This is a genomic window from Maribacter sedimenticola (genome assembly GCF_900188415.1).
Lineage (GTDB): Bacteria > Bacteroidota > Bacteroidia > Flavobacteriales > Flavobacteriaceae > Maribacter > Maribacter sedimenticola.
This window is the reverse complement of record NZ_FZNV01000002.1, coordinates 301468-321014: the sequence shown is the minus strand read 5'-3', so window position 1 is coordinate 321014 and position 19547 is coordinate 301468. Positions and strand designations below refer to the sequence as shown.

General features: G+C 35.9%; 14 protein-coding genes. 13 read left to right on the top strand and 1 reads right to left on the bottom strand.

Annotation, left to right across the window (positions count from 1 at the left end; translation table 11 throughout):
• The first annotated feature begins 59 nt into the window (after positions 1 to 59).
• The 4 genes from CHB68_RS06405 to CHB68_RS06390 all read left to right on the top strand — a co-directional run bounded on the left by CHB68_RS06405 (position 60) and on the right by CHB68_RS06390 (position 4265).
• Positions 60 to 1532 carry a potassium/proton antiporter gene (locus tag CHB68_RS06405; RefSeq protein ID WP_089260037.1) on the top strand — a complete coding sequence of 491 codons (1473 nt, stop codon included), beginning with the start codon at positions 60 to 62 and terminating at the stop codon, positions 1530 to 1532.
• Between the two features lies 1 nt (position 1533).
• Positions 1534 to 1908, top strand: coding sequence for a hypothetical protein (locus CHB68_RS06400; RefSeq protein WP_089260036.1), 375 nt, complete (start codon positions 1534 to 1536; stop codon positions 1906 to 1908).
• Between the two features lie 107 nt (positions 1909 to 2015).
• Positions 2016 to 2489, top strand: coding sequence for a hypothetical protein (locus CHB68_RS06395; protein ID WP_089260035.1), 474 nt, complete (start codon positions 2016 to 2018; stop codon positions 2487 to 2489).
• Positions 2490 to 2714: 225 nt separating this feature from the next.
• Positions 2715 to 4265 (top strand): NAD(P)/FAD-dependent oxidoreductase, encoded by a 1551-nt coding sequence (locus tag CHB68_RS06390; RefSeq protein WP_089260034.1) that lies wholly within the window; start codon positions 2715 to 2717, stop codon positions 4263 to 4265.
• A 192-nt stretch (positions 4266 to 4457) separates the two neighbouring features.
• Here CHB68_RS06390 and CHB68_RS06385 read toward each other — a convergent pair whose 3' ends face one another.
• Positions 4458 to 4694 (bottom strand): hypothetical protein, encoded by a 237-nt coding sequence (locus CHB68_RS06385; protein ID WP_089260033.1) that lies wholly within the window; start codon positions 4692 to 4694, stop codon positions 4458 to 4460.
• A gap of 468 nt (positions 4695 to 5162) precedes the next feature.
• On the opposite strand from CHB68_RS06385, the gene CHB68_RS06380 reads away from it, so the two are divergent.
• The 9 genes from CHB68_RS06380 to CHB68_RS06340 all read left to right on the top strand — a co-directional run bounded on the left by CHB68_RS06380 (position 5163) and on the right by CHB68_RS06340 (position 19490).
• The gene (locus CHB68_RS06380) at positions 5163 to 6467 is read left to right on the top strand and encodes a DEAD/DEAH box helicase (RefSeq protein WP_089260032.1); all 1305 of its coding nucleotides are present in this window, start codon (positions 5163 to 5165) and stop codon (positions 6465 to 6467) included.
• A gap of 53 nt (positions 6468 to 6520) precedes the next feature.
• A complete protein-coding gene (locus CHB68_RS06375) occupies positions 6521 to 7213 on the top strand; it encodes a Type 1 glutamine amidotransferase-like domain-containing protein (protein WP_089260031.1) in 693 nt (230 codons plus the stop codon).
• A 416-nt stretch (positions 7214 to 7629) separates the two neighbouring features.
• Entirely contained in the window at positions 7630 to 7977 is a 348-nt protein-coding gene (locus CHB68_RS06370; protein WP_089260030.1) for a hypothetical protein, read from the top strand.
• Positions 7970 to 10135: an ATP-binding protein gene (locus CHB68_RS18725; RefSeq protein WP_245838854.1), complete on the top strand. Its 2166-nt coding sequence runs from the start codon at positions 7970 to 7972 to the stop codon at positions 10133 to 10135. Before CHB68_RS06370 ends, CHB68_RS18725 begins: the two co-directional genes overlap by 8 nt.
• A 6-nt stretch (positions 10136 to 10141) precedes the next feature.
• Entirely contained in the window at positions 10142 to 12262 is a 2121-nt protein-coding gene (locus CHB68_RS18720) for an ATP-binding protein (RefSeq protein WP_245838852.1), read from the top strand.
• Between the two features lie 6 nt (positions 12263 to 12268).
• Positions 12269 to 14386, top strand: a complete 2118-nt coding sequence (locus CHB68_RS18670; RefSeq protein WP_245838850.1) for a sensor histidine kinase — start codon at positions 12269 to 12271, stop codon at positions 14384 to 14386.
• 18 nt (positions 14387 to 14404) lie between these two features.
• Entirely contained in the window at positions 14405 to 18052 is a 3648-nt protein-coding gene (locus CHB68_RS06350) for a sensor histidine kinase (protein ID WP_089260029.1), read from the top strand.
• 18 nt (positions 18053 to 18070) lie between these two features.
• The gene (locus tag CHB68_RS06345; RefSeq protein WP_047245016.1) at positions 18071 to 18445 is read left to right on the top strand and encodes a response regulator; all 375 of its coding nucleotides are present in this window, start codon (positions 18071 to 18073) and stop codon (positions 18443 to 18445) included.
• A 4-nt stretch (positions 18446 to 18449) separates the two neighbouring features.
• Positions 18450 to 19490 carry an adenylate/guanylate cyclase domain-containing protein gene (locus tag CHB68_RS06340; protein ID WP_089260028.1) on the top strand — a complete coding sequence of 347 codons (1041 nt, stop codon included), beginning with the start codon at positions 18450 to 18452 and terminating at the stop codon, positions 19488 to 19490.
• The last annotated feature ends 57 nt before the right edge of the window (positions 19491 to 19547 follow it).

Sequence of the window (19547 nt, the reverse complement as noted above, 5' to 3'; positions counted from 1 at the left end):
CATAGCTTAATACAATCAATACAGTAAATTTGCAGGTGTAAAATTGGCACTTTGAACGCATGAATTTAACCATAGAAAACATATTACTGGTGGGCTCCTTATTGCTATTTATTAGCATTATAGTCGGGAAAACCTCGTATAAGTTTGGTGTGCCTACCCTTATTCTATTCTTGGCCATAGGTATGTTGGCAGGATCGGACGGTATTGGCGGCATTAGGTTCAATGATCCACAACTTGCACAGTTCATAGGAATTGTATCGCTTAATTTTATCCTATTTAGTGGTGGCCTGGATACCCACTGGAAAGCGGTTAAACCTATTTTAAAGGAAGGCTTGGTACTTTCTACCCTTGGGGTATTGCTTACCGCGGTTACCCTAGGTACCTTTGTGTACTATATTACGGATTTCACCATCTATGAAAGTATGTTGCTTGGCTCTATAGTCTCATCAACAGATGCGGCGGCGGTATTCTCTATATTGAGGTCAAAAAATTTAGCCCTTAAAAACAACTTACGGCCCACCTTGGAGTTGGAAAGCGGTAGTAATGATCCAATGGCCTATGTACTCACGCTTGCTTTCTTGACCTTGGTCATCAATCAAGATTTAAGTGTGTTCTCTATTATACCCTTGTTCCTACAGCAAATGGTTTTGGGTGGAATTGGCGGATTTGCATTTGGGAAATTGAGCGAGATTATCATCAACAAGATTAAACTTGGGTTTGAAGGTCTGTATCCCGTGTTGGTCATAGCGCTAATGTTCATTACCTTTTCTGCCACGGACGCCGTTGGTGGTAATGGTTTCCTTGCCATCTATATTTGTGCAGTGTATCTGGGCAATCAAGATTTGATCCATAAGTCTACCATTATAAAAATGTTCGATGGTTTGGCTTGGCTAATGCAAATTGTATTGTTCCTTACATTAGGACTTTTGGTATTTCCCTCAGAAATCATCCCGTATATGGGACTTGGAATCCTTATTTCCGTATTCTTGATCGTTGTGGCGCGCCCCGTAAGTGTATTTCTAAGCTTAATGTTTTTTAAGATGAGAATGCGTAGACGGTTTTATATTTCTTGGGTAGGTCTACGCGGTGCCGTACCCATTGTGTTCGCCACTTACCCATTATTGGCCGGTATAGATAAAGCAAATATGATTTTTAACATCGTATTCTTTATTTCCGTAACCTCTGTTCTTATACAAGGAACCACACTTTCTATATTCGCAAAATGGTTGCATGTGGCCTTGCCAGATGAAGTGAAGCCAATTACAGAGAATGATCGGTATATTTTAAACCTCCCCAAGTCCGAAATGGAAGAGGTGACTATTCCTGAAAATAGTTTTGCGGTCGATAAACGAATTATTGATCTGCATTTCCCAAGGTCCGCATTTATTGTAATGATCAAAAGGGATAATAAATTTGTACGTCCCGGAGGCGCTACCGTTATTAAGGCAAACGATATCTTGGTATTGTTGTTGGATAATGAAGATAGTTTGAAAGAAGTGAATCAAATTCTCGACCAAAATTTTGTCGCATAACATGAAAAAAGTGGGTCAATTACTTAAGGTTTTTACACTTCTCTTAACGTTTAGTTTTGGGTTGTTTAACGCAGCGGACAATGCTTCCACCGTTAACGAAATCCATGTAGTCCAGAATGAAGGTCAAAACCAAATTTTAAAGGCCTCCTCAAGGGCCCTGTCCCCGCATGCACAACAGCCCCAGATAACATTTTCCGATAGCACCGAAAGTATTACCATAGATTTTAAACTATCGCTATCGTATTTTAGCCTGCTAAACAGTAACCAAGAACTTTTCTTTTATTCTAGTTTTAAGCAGTACAACAATTACTTTACTACCCTACTGATCAGACACAGAAAGTCTAATCTTATATTTCCTTTTCATAATTTCTGGTAAGTCCGTTCCCCTGCCACATATACGATTATGTTGGCTATATCCTTAATATAAAGCAAATCAATTGCTTTATATACATAGCAGTCTTATCAATTTTAAAAATTACCAATATGGAAATAGGAGTTGCCGTAATTGGCATTACATCTGTTGCACTCTGTGCAATACCTTTTATTCTAACCAATAGAAATAGAAAAATAAAGGAAAGAAAATTATATACAACCTTACAAAATGTTGCAAAGAAGCATAATGCAATTGTAGAAGAATATGAGCTATTTGGCCATTATGCCATAGGTATTGATCAAAAGAACAAGTTTGTGTTTTTTACTTCAATTACAAACGAAATAATTCAAGAACAATACATTGATTTAAGCAATATCCTAACATGTGAAATTGCAAATATTGGCCGTAACAATCATAAGAAGGAAAAGATAACGGAACGGTTAAACCTAATATTTTTTCCAATAGATGTAAATGAGAGCAACAAGGTGCTGGAATTTTACAATGCTGAAACGCATTTTCAATTAAGTGGTGAATTTCAATCTATTCAAAAATGGAACAATAGAATCAAGACCTTGTTGGCCTAAAACCAAGTAATTTATCATTAAACAAAAAACAGCAGGTGCATGGTTATATCATTTAGCATTTAAAAGATCAAGTACCTGCTGTTCTCTTATTATTTTTATAGCCATTTGCTTAGTACACATTTTGAATCTGTAACCACAGTTTAAATTGTGGATACGCAGTAATTTCCTGAAAAGGATTTATATGTTATTGAAATAGGATCACTTTATTTCATTTAATTTTGCGGCATGGTCAGAAATGTACAATTGCGGTTATCATTAAAAGAAGAAGCTACACCTAACGGTCTAGAATTGCGTACCGCCAACTATTTAGGTCTGGAAGAAGGTTCCTTTAAGATCAAGGTGCTTAGAAAATCTATAGATGCCCGTAAACCAAAAATTGTTTTCAACTATAAATTGGCCGTATATATCAACGAACCGGCTCCTAAAGATGCCATAAATTTTGACTATAAAGATGTTTCCAAAGCCAAACCAATACATATTATAGGCTTTGGTCCTGCAGGAATGTGGGCCGCACTGCGCTGCTTGGAAATGGGGTACAAACCCATTGTACTGGAACGGGGAAATAATGTTAAAGATCGTAGGCGAGATTTAAAAGCCATTAACCAAGACCATCAGGTAAATCCGGAAAGTAATTATTGTTTTGGTGAAGGAGGCGCAGGAACTTATTCTGACGGTAAATTGTATACCCGTAGTTTAAAACGGGGAGATGTTCGTCGCATCTTTGAAAGCCTTGTATACCATGGCGCTACAGACCAAATTCTTGTAGATGCCCATCCTCACATCGGCACGAACAAATTGCCCAAAATTGTACAGCATATTAGAGAGGTGATCATTGATCGTGGTGGCGAAATCCACTTTAATACCAAGGTGACGGATTTTATCATTGAAAACAACACCTTAAAAGCCATTATTCTTAACGAAGAAGATGAAATGCCCGTTAAACGGGTAATTCTTGCTACCGGACATTCCGCTCGAGACATTTTTACTTTATTGCATAAAAAAGACATTGCCCTAAAAGCAAAATCTTTTGCCATGGGTGTGCGTGTAGAGCACCCGCAACATATTATTGACAGCATTCAATACCATTGTTCCGGTGAACGACATGAATTGTTGCCCGCAGCGTCATATAGTCTGGTAGAGCAGGTTAAGGACAGAGGCGTTTACTCCTTTTGTATGTGTCCGGGTGGCTTTATTGTTCCCGCCGCTACATCACCAGGCGAAGTTGTGGTCAATGGTATGTCCCCATCAAAAAGAAATAACCTTTATGCAAATTCAGGAATTGTAGTAGAAATTAACGTTGACACGGATATTCCCAAATATGAAAAATTTGGCGCATTAAAAGGTTTGGAATATCAAAAGGATTTGGAGCGGTTGGCATACACTTCTGGCGGAAGAACGCAGACCGCACCGGCACAGCGTTTAACTGATTTCGTAAACGGAAATTTGTCCGAAGATTTGAATCCTACCTCTTACCAACCCGGATTGAAATCTGCACCATTACATTCACTATTGCCCAAATTAATAGGTAGTAGATTACGACAGGGCTTTAAAGCCTTTGGAGAAAAAATGCATGGCTATTACACGCATGAAGCTAATATAGTTGGGGTTGAATCACGAACTTCTTCCCCAGTAACAATCCCAAGGAACGAGCAACTGGAACATCCGGACATTAAGGGTTTATTTCCTTGTGGAGAAGGCGGTGGATATGCAGGTGGTATTGTTTCAGCAGCTATGGATGGTGAAAGATGTGCCGAAGCTGCCATGGCAGGGTTGTAAGTTCAAGTGCAAGATTCAAGTTCAAAATGAGTTGTTGGTTGTTGGTTGTTGGAAAAAATAAATTTAGCGAAGCTAAATACACTTGATTAGGTACTAATCAAAAAAGTCTAGTCTCTTTGTTCTATTTTCTCCTTTCCACTTTGTACTTAATACTGTAAACTGTAACTGGCAACTGAAAACTGAACATTGAAATTATGCCATTTTTGGTTTGTTGGCCTTAGTGATGAAATTCAACGCTTTTTTAATTTTTGAATTTTTATACTTGTACAAACGCGCAACCTCCATTTTATTGTTAGCAGTTTCTGTGATTGTGATGTCCTCTACAATGCTCATTTCTATAGTAGCTACCTTAACTTCCTTTGTGGAATTTTGAGCTTGGGCAGTGAAGCAAAAAAAGATGATGAAGATGATTGTTACTATTGTTTTCATGACTTGCGTTTGTTACACTAATAGAACGCCCAAGACCTTGTTTTACTAGGTGGTGAATCGCTGAAAAACACCAAATTCTCGTTACTTGACATAGATTCGGACTAAGTGTAAAATCTTGTCGATAAACGACATCAGCCCTGCTTTCAGGTTACCGATATTTAATGTCGTTAATCGATGTACAGGTGAAATTCAAGTACAAACTCAAGTACATAAAAAGAAGATAGAATATAGAGAAGAGAAAATAGATGTTGGTTGTTATAAAATTTAGCTTTGCTAAATACACTTGATTAGGTACTAATCAAAAAAGTCTATTCTCTTTATTCTATTTTCTATATTCTTACTTTCAACTACTTTGTACTTCTTACTTCTTACTTCTTACTTAATACTTAATACTTCGTACTTTGTACTTTAACCTCACTTTACATTTCCTTCCACATTTAAGTGTACCTTTGCGGCTTATTAAAAATTATGACATTTAAAGAACTCGGCTTAGCCGAACCCATCCTTAAAGCCTTGGAAGCTGAAGGATATACCCACCCAACACCAATTCAAGAACAATCTATTCCTATATTACTAAAGGGCAAGGACCTTTTAGGGGTTGCACAGACCGGTACAGGAAAAACGGCTGCTTTTGGCATTCCAATTCTTCATCATCTTTATGAAGGAATTAGTCTTAGCCAATCCAAAAGAAAGGTAAAAGCTTTGGTAGTGACCCCCACACGTGAACTTGCCATTCAAATAGGTGAAAGTTTTACCGCTTATGGCAAACACACCGGACTAAGGAATACCGTTATTTTCGGTGGAGTAAAACAAGGTAAACAAGTTAACGCCTTAAGGGGCGGAGTTGATATATTGATTGCCACACCTGGGCGTTTGTTAGATCTAATGAACCAAGGTTTAATCTCCTTTAGGGATTTAGAGCATGTTGTTCTGGACGAAGCCGACCAGATGTTAGATATGGGCTTTATTCACGATATTAAAAAAATTATAGCCAAACTGCCTCCAAAAAGGCAATCCCTATTTTTTTCAGCCACTATGCCAAAAGATATTGTGGAGCTATCCCGTAAAATGTTGGGCGATTTTGAACGGGTGACGATTAAACCTGAACAGGCTACCGCAGAAAAAGTTGAGCAGGGCGTATATTTTGTGCAAAAAGCCAACAAACCTAAACTATTGGTGCATTTATTGGAACAACAACCACAAGATTCGGTACTTGTATTTTCGCGCACAAAACATGGCGCGAACAAAATTGTCAAAAAATTGGCCCAAGCAGATATTCGTTCTGCCGCAATTCATGGCAACAAGTCCCAAACAGCAAGGCAAAAAGCTTTGGGCGACTTCAAGGATGGCAAGCTAAAAGTATTGGTAGCTACTGATATTGCAGCAAGGGGTATAGATGTTGAGGAGTTGTCCTTGGTCATTAACTATGACCTACCCAATGTTTCTGAAACCTACGTACACCGTATTGGTAGAACAGGTCGTGCCAATGCAAGCGGTACTGCCCTTTCTTTTTGTGATAAAGATGAAAGACCTTATTTAAGGGATATTGAAAAATTGATCAAACAAGAAGTTCCCCGTTTAGGTCCGCATCCTTTTATGGATGATTCTCCAGAGGAAAAAGAGGATAGGCCACAAAGACAGCCAAGATCCAACAACCGTTCCAGGGGTCAGAACAACCATAAAAAAAAATCCGGGAATTCAAATTTTAGAGGTAAGAACAACAGAAATACCAATAAACCAAAACCTAGAAATTTTAATAGCAGTTCTGAATAGCATTTTATAAAATACGATGTATCCTGTATCTTTAACCTTTATTTTGACAAGGCATGAAGAAACAGGTATTGGTTTATGGTAGCGGGCGACATACCGTGCCCTTTTTAAGATACATGGCAGAGGCAACCGGTAAGGATAGACCCAACCTCTGCTTTATACCAACAGCTAGTGGTGAAGACCGGGATTATATAAATTCTTTTCATGAAGTCTGTTCCCTAATCAATGTAGTACCACATATCATGAGCGTTTGGATCAATTCCTATGACCAAAAAGAAAGTTTCGAGGAAATTATCTCTAATATGGATGCCATTGTTGTGGGCGGCGGCAACACCCTAAATATGCTTGCCATTTGGAAAGCCCAAGGTATAGATACTGCACTTAAAAATGCCTATGACAACGGCGTAGTAATGGGTGGCGGGAGTGCTGGTTCCCTTTGCTGGTTCAATGGTGGCACTACGGATTCCAGACCTAAGGAATTGAGTATTGTAAAAGGGATGTCATTCATTGATAAAAGTCACTGTCCGCATTACAACTCAGAAAAATATAGACGTCCACTCTATCATGAAAACATTCTATCCGGAAAACTTTCAGAAGGCTACGCTTGTGATGACCGCTCTGCAATTCATTTTATTGATGGCGAAGTTCATACGTCCATATCATTAGATGCAGATAACCACTCTTACCATGTTTACAGTAAAAATGGTGAAATCGTGGAAAATTGCTTACCAAATTCCATAATCAGCTAATCTTATTTTGATATCGAATTTATAGGTAGATATAAAAATTTCAAGGTTTTAAAGATTGTTTACTGCCCAAAAAGTAATTCCAAATGGCTTTACTCACTCAAAAAATTATAGCGGTATTTAAAAAAAATCAGCTATAACCCTATTCATTCGGCAATATTCAATTAAAAATCAGGATGTTAAGCCTTTAAGTAAATTCTATTCTGGATTTAATACAAGTTAAAGCTAATTTCCTTAATTTAAACAACTACAAAGTCTCCCCAAATTTTATTTTGAAAATCAAATTATGATTGGTCATTAAATTGATCAATTAGAATACGGTTTTGTTTTAAATATTTAGAAATGGCCTAAAACTCCATTGATAGTATTATATACTTCATTTTTCTAAATAGCCGTAGTTATATAGTATCGACCAAGTAATGAAACCGACCAAGAATATTGAAGTTACGGCATTAGATATTTATAATAAGTGGTTACACTGTTATTTAAATGTCTACGCAAAAACCTATGTTTTTAATTTTAATTATGACACTTGTTTTAACGGTACTTCCTTATATGGAACATTTTTAATTCGTTCTACTACTACCAATTTATTTACTGGCATTATTGAACAAGGTTCAACCTCAGAATCTATAATTCATAGATCCAACTTTGGCGTGAGCATGAGCTATGATATGGTACCCAAACCACACGATATAGAATTCCACGAAACCAAGAAAGAAGGTGAAGGCACCACTTTCATAATTAACTTAAGAATACATGATTAAACAATCCCTCCTATTCATCACGCTATTTTTCTTTATACTATTTACGGCAAGTGGGCAAGAAAACCCGGTAGATAAAAATGGATTGGCACTAGATACAATCGTGCATTTTACGAAAGCAGATGTAGATTCAATTTTTGGTTTAAGGTTGACAAATAAAGCAGGTTGGATTTTTAAATCAGGAAATAGCCAAGATGCATCATCTATTGACATTGATTTAGGGGGTTGGGAACGATTAAACCCCTCTCAGATAACCAATGATATGGCAGATAGTTCCGGAAAATTTGAAGGCTGGTTCAGGTTGCAATTTACCATTGATAGTGCTTTCGCAAAGCTTCCACTCTACTTGGACAAAGAAGACCATGCAGCAGAGGATATTTATATAAATGGAAAGTTGTTCCGTCAATTTGGAGAAAAAGGGAATGACAGAGCCTCGTTTAAAGAGCATATTCAAGATTTTGAGATACGATCTCCTATTTTTTTAGAGCCTGACACTACATATACATTAGCCATACATTATGTTGACTATAGTACCTATTGGGGCATTGCTAAATTGCTTCCTTTGGGCTCTACCAGATTTGTTACCAATGACTATTTTGACTACATGGGTTTTATAGGTTACAGACATTTATTTGACTTATTGAGTTCTTTGATTTTCTTCATTCTTTTCTGGCTTCTTTATTTCCTTATTAAAGAGGAAAGTGAACTACTCTTTATCGCTCTTTTTTCTACTATAATGGTATTAGAGAATTTTTGCACAGCTTTCTATGGTGGTGATAGTTTGTACTTTACAATTCCTTCTCATTACATGATAATACTTGCCTATTGCGGATTTTATTTAGAATTATGTTTTTACTTATTCTGCGTTTTGTTCGCCTATAAAATATATTATAGAAAAGTTCCTAAATGGCTTATTTTGGCAAGTTTGATCATACCTTTATTTTTCTTCTTTTTAAATAACGATATTGGGGATTTCCTATATTTTATATTTAAAATCAGTATTGGCCTTTTCTTAATCTACCTATCCATAAAGTCTAAGAATAAAGTTTTATCTGCTAGAATACTTCTTTATTGTTTAACATTATCTTATGTCCTTACTCTTGTTGGACTTTTAGTAAGACAATCCTCTATAAAAGATGATTTTAGTCTAAGGTTAATAATGGTTCATAGTGATACGATCGGTAAAGCCATTCTTTTTTTAGGCATGTTGGCATTTGTCGCTTATCGCATGAGAGAGAAAAATGAGGATATGAGGCAAAATGCAATGGAACTTGTAAGGGTTGAAGCTGAAAAGAGTGCACTTATTACTTCACAAAATGAAAAGTTAGAATTAAAAGTAAAAGAAAGAACATCAGAATTAAATCAATCCTTAGATGAATTAAAAGCCACCCAATCTCAACTCATCCAATCCGAGAAAATGGCTTCCCTTGGAGAGTTAACTGCCGGCATTGCCCATGAAATTCAAAACCCTTTAAACTTCGTCAATAATTTCTCTGAAGTAAGCAATGAGCTTGTTGATGAAATGAACGAGGAATTGGATAAAGGAGATCTTGAAGAGGTGAAAGCTATTTCGTTGGATATCAAACAAAACCTTGAAAAAATAAACCATCACGGCAAACGTGCGGACAATATTGTAAAAGGTATGTTACAACATTCTAGAAGCAATAGCGGCACAAAAGAACCAACTGATATTAATGCCCTTGCAGATGAGTATTTGCGCTTGGCCTATCATGGTCTACGGGCAAAGGATAAATCATTTAATGCAGAACTCATTATAAATTTTGACGAGAGCATTGGAAAAGTAAATATTGTACCACAAGACATGGGGCGGGTAATTCTCAATTTGATCACCAATGCTTTTTATGCGGTAAACGAGAAAAAACAAAGGGATGTTAGTTTTAAGCCGATAGTTACTGTCAGTAGCAAAAAGTCTGATGAACATATCACCATTAGTGTTTCTGACAATGGTGATGGCATTCCTGAAAAAGTCAAAGAGAAAATATTCCAACCCTTTTTCACCACCAAACCTACCGGGCAAGGTACCGGCTTGGGCTTAAGCATGAGTTATGATATTATTACTAAGGGGCATAGTGGTGAATTGCTGGTAACAACACAACAAGGTGAAGGAACTACATTTAAAATCATTTTTCCTTTAATTTAAATAGCAATGAAACGCATATTATACATTATTGGTTTTCTACTACCGTTGACAGTTTTTAGTCAACAGGAAAAAGTATTAACAATTTCAGATACTACTGTGGCTGATAAATGGATGATTCTTGGTGAAGATTGGCGTTATCAAAAAGGAGATAATATAGTATGGGCTAATCCAGAATTTGATGATTCTACCTGGAATGAATTCTCTAGCACTAACTTAAATCTGCTTGACGGAAAAAACGTAATTGCAGATAGGGGCGAAATTGTATGGTTGCGTAAACGTATTATGGCAGACCAGTCGTTTAATGATGCACTGGTTTTAAATATCTTTCAAGAAGGAGCTTCAGAAATTTATTTAGATGGCAAACTAATTCACCAATTGGGCAATGTAAGCTCTAATAAGGATGAAGTTATCTACCATAACCCATTTAGCCAAGTGCTTCATTTACCTTTAGAGATAGGCAAGGAACAAATTTTAGCTGTACGCTTTGTCAATGCGCAATACAAATACCCTATCTACAATCATAACGGCCTAATTAGAATTTTTATATCGTCTTTGCGTAATGCCAATTCAACTGATGTGGTAAAGAATAAACGTGTAGCTTATTTTCAACAATTTGTCAATAGTTATTATATCTCACTTGGTCTTGCTATTCTAATGTTTATTATTTTCCTATCGTTTTTTATTTTCTTTCCTAAAGAGAAAATTAACGGTTATTTTGCTGCCTCTTTATTATTCTTAATTCTATTTACCTTAGGAGTATTGTCGTTTCATCAAAATACTACTGGCACTTATTTTTGGCTCACGTTTTATTATGACACTTGCATTCTTATTTCAAGCCTTATCCTTTTATTCTGTTTTTACAAAATATTAGAAAAGCCTATAGACCTTGTTTATAAAGCTATTAGTTTTTTATGTTTTTTAACTATAGGTTGTTACTTTTTATTTAATCCTGACGCGTTGGGGCCTATCTGGTCAATTTTCTATTATGTTGGTATTATACGTTTAAGTTTAAAATCTTGGAAAAAAAATAAAATTGCCAGCTTTTTATTTTTAAGTTCTAGTTGTATTAACCTTGTCTTTTGGACTTTAATGATATGTTGGTATATGGGTTTAGTAGACCAGCGCATAGATAAATTTATTCCTTTTTCTTTTATGCTCGTTCCTGTTGTTTTAGCTATCTATTTAGGTTACGCATTTGGAAAGCGCAGTCAAGATTTAAGATTAAATTTAAATCGTGTCCAAGAATTATCCAAAGAAAAAGAATCTATTTTATCTCAACAAAAAAATACTTTAGAGCAACTAGTTAAAGAAAGAACATCAGAATTAAATCAATCCTTAGATGAATTAAAAACCACCCAATCTCAACTCATCCAATCCGAGAAAATGGCGAGCCTTGGAGAACTCACGGCCGGCATTGCCCATGAAATTCAAAACCCTTTAAACTTCGTCAATAATTTCTCTGAAGTCAGCAATGAACTTGTTGATGAAATGAACGAGGAATTGGATAAAGGAGATCTTGAAGAAGTGAAGGCTATTTCGTTGGATATCAAACACAACCTTGAAAAAATAAACCATCACGGTAAACGCGCGGACAATATTGTGAAAGGTATGCTTCAACATTCTAGAAGTAGCAGCGGCACAAAAGAACCCACTGATATCAATGCCCTTGCCGATGAATATTTGCGCTTGGCCTATCATGGTCTGCGGGCAAAGGATAAATCATTTAATGCAGAACTCATTACAAATTTTGACGAGAGCATTGGAAAAGTAAATATTGTACCACAAGACATGGGGCGGGTAATTCTCAATTTGATTACCAATGCGTTTTATGCGGTAAACGAGAAAAAACAAAGAGATGTTAGTTTTAAGCCCATAGTTACTGTCAGTACCAAAAAGTCTGATGAACATATCACCATTAGTGTTTCTGACAATGGTAATGGCATTCCTGAAAAAGTCAAAGAGAAAATATTCCAACCCTTTTTCACCACCAAACCTACCGGGCAAGGTACCGGCTTGGGTTTAAGTATGAGTTACGATATTATTACTAAGGGGCATAGTGGTGAATTGCTGGTGACAACACAACAAGGTGAAGGAACTACTTTTAAAATCATTTTTCCTTTAATTTAAATGATAATGAAACATATATTATACATTATTGGCTTTCTACTTTCGTTGACAGTTTTTAGTCAACAGGAAAAAGTATTAACAATTTCAGATACCACCTTAGTAAATAGATGGGCATATCTGGAATCCAATTGGAGTTATAAAAAGGGTGATAATATCAATTGGTCTGACCCTAAATTTGATGATTCATCTTGGACAAAAATCTCAAGTAAAAATTTAAACAAACCAAATAATAAAATTATTGGTGGCGACAATGAAATTGTATGGTTTCGCAAGCTTATTAAAACAGACAGCACGTTCAATAATCCTATTGTGTTAAATGTTTATCAAGCAGGTGCTTCTGAAATTTATCTTGATGGTAAACTTATACGCACCCTTGGTAAAGTGAGTTCCAATCCAGAAGAAATTGAAACGATCTTTTCATGGAAAATCGTATTTCACTTGCCTTTAGAAAAAAATAAAGCACATCTATTGGCTGTTAGGTTTGTAAATTCTCAGCGAAAATATCCTAAATATTTTATGAACGATGGTCATATTTATATACAAGCCACCTCAATACATAATATACTAACCACCGACCCAAGACTTGTTACTCCAATTAAAGAAACAAGAAATTATTACAACAATTTATATATAGTCTTGGGTATCGTATTATTTATGTTTGTACTTTTTCTTTTTTTGTATATATTTTTTAAACGCGAAAAAATCAATGGTTATTTTGCACTAACCAGTCTATTATACTCCTGTTTTCTGGGTGCCATTTTGTTAGAATATAAAACTAACTTTTATGAGTTTAAATATGATTTTATTATTGGTATTCTTAATGTACTCTACCCCTTAGCTGCTCTCTATTGCATTTACAAAATTTTCAATAAACGTATTGGGTATTTTTACTGGGGTATTACTGCAATAGGTATCCTATTAATCCTTTCAGGGTTTCTTGTCTCTTCAGTATATACCGGACATATTTTTGGAGTTATCATTCTTGTTGAATTTCTACGAATTAGTAGTCTTTCATATAAATCTGATAAAATTGGAGCTCTAATTTTTCTTTTAACGGGTGTCCTTAATTTAATATTTTGGATTATAGCTACATTACATCAACTAGGCTATTTTGATCTACCACAATTAATCTACTATGTACCTTTTGCCTATATCCTATTACCCTTAAGTATCGCCATATATTTGGGCTATTTCTTTGGTAACCGAAGTCAATCCTTACGTTTAAATTTAGAACGTGTTCAAAAACTATCCAAAGAAAAAGAATCCATTCTATCTGAACAAAAAGATACCTTAGAACAACAAGTTAAGGAGCGCACATCAGAATTAAATCAATCTTTAGATGATCTAAAAGCCACACAATCTCAACTCATCCAATCCGAGAAAATGGCGAGCCTTGGTGAACTCACGGCCGGCATTGCCCATGAAATTCAAAACCCCTTAAACTTCGTCAATAATTTCTCTGAAGTAAGCAATGAACTCATTGATGAAATGAACGAGGAATTGGATAAAGGAGATCTTGAAGAAGTGAAGGCTATTTCGTTGGATATCAAACAAAACCTTGAAAAAATAAACCATCACGGTAAACGTGCGGACAATATTGTAAAGGGAATGCTTCAACACTCCAGAAGCAGTAGCGGCACAAAAGAACCAACTGATATCAATACCCTTGCAGATGAGTATTTGCGCTTGGCCTATCATGGTCTGCGGGCAAAGGATAAATCATTTAATGCAGAACTCATTACAAATTTTGATGAGAGCATTGGAAAAGTAAATATTGTACCACAAGATATGGGGCGGGTAATTCTTAATTTGATTACCAATGCGTTTTATGCGGTAAACGAGAAAAAACAAAGAGATGTTAGTTTTAAGCCCATAGTTACTGTCAGTACCAAAAAGTCTGATGAATATATCACCATTAGTGTTTCTGATAATGGTGATGGCATTCCTGAAAAAGTCAAAGAGAAAATATTCCAACCTTTTTTTACCACTAAACCAACTGGTCAAGGTACCGGCTTAGGCTTAAGTATGAGTTATGATATTGTGACAAAAGGACATGATGGAAAGTTAAAAGTAGAAACAACAAAAAATAAAGGAACCGCTTTTTTTATAGAATTACCAAACTAGACCAACAACCAAACCAGTATGAAAAATATACAACAAAGTAAACTTGTACTTATAATAGGCTTTTTCTGCTGCTTGTTTTTGGTTTCTTGCCACAAACAAAGCAAGTCCGAAACGGAAACTACAGTAGGTAATTTTAAGGTTCCAGAAACCATGCCATTACAATTTACGGACCCCGAACCTTTTGAATGGGAAATTATAACCAACGACACGCTGACAACTCCTATATCGTATGATTTAAATGTGGATGCCTTGCCCAGCAAACCTTTTGAACTAAACACGTTTAAACCATTGAAGTCTCCCATGAAGGAGTATGATCTGGATTGGAATAATTTTCCGACAGAAAAAATAATACTCGATTCTGTTTCATTTACTATTACAAAATCAACCATAAAAAAACCGAACATTACCAAAATGAAACCCCCAGCGAATGTGGCCGGTACTCACGTAAATCTTTTACAACTTTCAACAAATGAAGGATTGCCCTCTAATGATATTACCTCCTTTTTAGAAACTGAGGATGGTAGTATTTGGGTAGGTTCATCGTCCTTTACATCATTAACACTTTATGACGGTGAAAATGCATTTATCTATGACTACAATACAGTTTACAAAATGGAATTTGACAAACAAGGCAAACTTTGGTTGGTTAGACCTGCAGATCGTATTATCAACGTATTAGATTTTGATAATAATATAGAATATACCATTACTAGAACTGAAAATTTTACCCCGTTCGATGTTCTCTGCGACCATACCGGTACTATGTATATAGCATCGCTAAACGAAGGCTTCTATACTATGGATCCGGAATTAAAAAGTTTTCAAAAAGTAAGCAACGTTAATAGTAATAAACCTTGGAGACTTTTTGAAGATAGCAATAATAACCTTTGGTTAGGTTTTACAAATCATTTGAGGGTTTTAGATAGAGACAGAAAGAAACTTAAAACACTTTCAAAGATTGCAGACATTGAAATAAACTCAATAGTTTCGGATGTTACAGAAGATCAAACGGGTAACATTTGGCTTAATTATCCGTATCCTTTTGCTACCAATAACACCGCCTATCCCAGGGTTTTACGGCTTTCATTAAAAGAAAATACCGTAAAAATATTAGACCCGGAAAATGGCTACAGCATAATAGGCACCGAATTGGAACAAGATAACGAAGGTAACTTCTGGATCTTGGGAGCCAAAGAGGCATTTATATTAAGTAATAATCTGGAAAAACACAAAACAATAGCTTTAAACAGCGCACTACAAGGCTCTCTAAAGATTCCTAGACCCTTAAAAAGAAATGATGGCTCTTTATGGATTGCCAGTACGGATAATGGAGTGCTAATAACCACAGATTACACTTTACAAACAGAATATTTTGATGACACAAGAGGTTTAATAAATAATGAAATATGGGAAATAGTAGAAGACTCAAATGGCGACATATGGTTAGGTACGGCTGCGGGAATCAATATTATCAACTTGAATAATAATTCTATAAGAGCTCTTAGTTTTGAGCAATTACATTGTAATCCTAACACAATTAATTTCATTAAAGAGATAACACCTAATATGTACTTTTTAAATACTAGAGATGGCTTTTCTATTCTTGATCGGCAAAAAAATAAACTCACCTCATACGCCAATGGTTCTGATCTTTTCGGAGCAGGTATTGCAATTATCAATGAGCATACTTTTGCCATATATTCGAGAACGGGTCTGTATGTCTATAATATTAAAACCAATAGCTTTAAAAAAATAGTATCCAAAAGTGACCCTGATATTTTAATAGCGGGAAGCGGATCTATAATGGTTTATGACAAAGAAATTCTTTGGACCCCTACTACGAACGGATTAGCCAAAGTAAATTTAAAAACGAACACCGTAAGTTACCTTAGAGAAGAACAAGGTCTTAGCAATAACAATGTATCCACAGCCAAAATTTCAAATGAAAGAGAGCTATGGTTAGCTACCGAAAATGGTGTTAACATACTTAACTTAGAACAAAATACGCTAACCCCAATAAAGAAAGAAAACGGACTATACCCTACAGATTTTTATGATCTAACAGAAAAAGGAGGTATCATGTACGCTGCTAGTGGTAATGGCTTAATTGCCATGGAAAAAGCCACTGCAAAAACAACAGATAAAGGCTTCTACAATTTTAATTCGGGACTTGGTTTTAAATCGAACGATTATTTACAAGATTCCCCTAAGTTTTTAAAAAACGGTCAGTTTTGGTCAGGTGTTACGAGTACTTCCAATGAATGGAAACTACTTGTTCTTAACTCAGAACCACAACAAGATAGCACTATCGGAACAGTGAAAATCAACAACATGTTCGTCATGGATGAAAACCCGTGGTTCGATTTAACTATTATAAAAGATTCTACAAATGTGCAAACTTCAGCCTATGCCAGTACCAATAGTATAAGTTGGGATTCCGTTAAACCTCCTTATAATATTCCCGAAGGTCTTACACTCCCCTATGACCAGAACAGTATTAGTTTTAGCTATGGTAGTGATGCTATATTTAATAGGGATAAACTAAACTATCGATTTATTCTAGATGGTGAAGATGAAGATTGGAGCTATGCTGCAAATGCCACAAAGACCAAAAATTATTATAACTTAAAACCAGGGGATTACACCTTTAAAGTGGCTGTTAAAAGTGCTAATAGCGATTGGTCCGTACCAGATACACTTTCATTTAAAATAAAGCCGCCATGGTGGCAAACTTGGTGGGCATACTTGCTCTTCGGTTTAATTGCAGCTAGTATTTTAAGGGCATATATTGTATTTAGGGCCAGAAAACTAACTAAGGAAAATAGAATATTAGAGGAGCGAGTTAGTCATAGAACAGTTCAGCTTAAGACTAAAATAGACGAATTAAAATCCACACAATCAAAGCTTATCCAATCTGAAAAAATGGCAAGTTTGGGTGAACTTACTGCAGGTATTGCCCACGAAATTCAAAATCCGCTAAACTTCGTCAACAACTTCTCTGAAGTAAATAAAGAACTTCTAGAAGAAATGGAAGAAGAAATTGAGAATGGCAACTACGAGGAAGTAAAAGCCCTGGCCAAAGATGTTTCTGATAACGAGGATAAAATCATTTTTCATGGCAAGCGTGCCGATGGTATCGTAAAAGGAATGCTGCAACATAGCCGTAGTAGTACCGGTCAAAAAGAAATGACCGATATCAATACTTTATCAGATGAATACCTACGTCTAGCCTACCATGGTTTACGTGCAAAAGACAAAAGCTTCAATGCCACGTTGAATACCGATTTTGATGACTCAATCGGCAAATTGAATATCGTAGCTCAAGATATGGGTAGAGTTATTCTCAACCTTATTACCAATGCCTTTTATGTGGTAAAAAAGAAAAAAGAAGAAAACCAAAATGGTTACGAACCTACCGTTTCGGTAACTACGGAAAAGAAAGATACTATGGTATTCATAAAAGTATCGGACAATGGCAACGGAGTACCTAAAGAGGTATTGGATAAAATATTTCAACCTTTTTTCACGACCAAACCTTCTGGGGAAGGAACCGGATTAGGACTATCACTAAGCTATGATATTGTAAAAGTACATGGCGGTGAATTAACTGTTGACACCAAACAGGGAGAAGGCACCACCTTCACCATAGCATTACCAATAAAATAAACCACTAAAAACTACCTTATGAAAATATTAGTTGTAGATGACGAACAAGATGTTAAAGTGCTTTTTCAACAGCGTTTTAGAAAAGAAATACGAAAAGAAGAATTAGAGTTTGTATTTGCCTTTTCTGGCGAAGAAGCCTTAAACTTAATGAAAGCAATGGAACATGAAGCAGTACTTATATTATCTGACATTAATATGCCTGGTATGAGCGGATTGGAATTATTAGATACCATCAAAAAAAATTATGTAAAACCGCCTCCTATGGTTATGATGATTACCGCCTATGGAGATGATGAAAATAGAACAATGGCAAAAAATCTAGGTGCGGACGACTTTCTAACCAAACCTTTAGATTTTTCTCTCCTTAAAGATAAGCTGATAACCTTAACGTAAGACTATGGCAAAGATAATGGTAGTAGATGATGAGACGGACTTAGAGATACTCATCAAACAAAAATTTAGGAAGCAAATACGGCAAAACGAATATGAATTTGTCTTTGCGGTAAACGGGAAGGATGCATTGGATAAACTTGCTGAACATCCAGGGGTGGATATTGTTTTGAGCGATATCAACATGCCAGAGATGGACGGTCTTACCCTACTCTCAGAATTGCATGAATCCAGTCCGCTTATTAAAGCGGTCATTGTTTCCGCCTATGGTGATATGGAAAATATTCGTGTGGCCATGAACCGTGGTGCTTTTGACTTCATTACCAAGCCCATCAATTTTGAGGACCTTACTTTGACCATGGAGAAAACCCTGAAGCATGCCAAAGAAATAAGAAAGACACTACAGGCAATTAAGGAAAATAATATCCTTAAAATGTACGTGGATGAAAACGTGCTTAATTTCATGGGGGGACAGGAGTACGAGTCAAAGATCATGGCAAACGAAAGCATTGAAGGCACGGTCATGTTCGTAGATGTATGTGGATTCACAAAAATAAGTGAAACTACAAGTCCGGATGTAGTAGTCACCATGCTCAACACTTATTTTGATGCCATGGTCAAAGAAATTATGGAACAGAATGGTATTATAGATAAATTTATAGGTGATGCCGTAATGGCCGTATTTAGAGGAGAATATCATTTAGATCGCGCCATTGATGCCGCTCTTGCCATTAGAAATCAAGTGAACCTTTTACCCAAAGAGGAAGGCAAAGAAACATACCAGCCAAAGGTTTCCATAGGTATTAAAAGTGGTGAAATGATTTCGGGCAATATTGGTTCCGCCACTCTTAAGCGTCTAGATTACACCGTAATTGGCGATACCGTAAATACGGCCGCTAGGTTGCAAGATGCCGCAAAGGAAAATCAAATAATTATCTGCGAAGGTTGCTATGAGCAGGTTAAAGAAGCTTTTAAATGTGAGAACCTTGGTAGTATTAACATGAAAAACAAAGCGCAACCTCTTACTGTTTATAATGTAATAGAATAACATGTTTAACCCGAATAGTATTTAAAACAAAATGATTTTTATTCTATAAATCGTAAA